Source organism: Rhizobium ecuadorense, assembly GCF_001187535.1.
GTDB classification, from domain to species: domain Bacteria; phylum Pseudomonadota; class Alphaproteobacteria; order Rhizobiales; family Rhizobiaceae; genus Rhizobium; species Rhizobium ecuadorense.
On the sequence record NZ_LFIO01000421.1, the window covers coordinates 1 to 226 of the forward strand.

The 226-nt window shown below is 63.3% G+C and carries 1 pseudogene; it reads right to left on the reverse strand.

What is annotated here, in order from left to right:
* Positions 1 to 226 (reverse strand): annotated as a pseudogene (locus AF337_RS10870) (DsbA family protein); the annotation flags it as partial.

Genomic DNA, 226 nt, shown 5'->3' on the forward strand with positions numbered 1-226 from the left:
GTCCAACACTGACCAGCACGCTCTGCAGTTCGGACATGTCCGTGACATCGCGGCCCGAAACATAGCGCGCCTCCTGGATGAACCGGAGCGCATCGAGTTCGTGCTGCCCCGCCGTCAGGGCAACGGCAGTTAGTGCCAGCGTGGCTGGACCAGAATCCAGCATGCCGCCTTTTGCCAGAACCTGGCTCCGGTAGACATCGCTAAACCGCTGCCCCGTGAGGCTCCC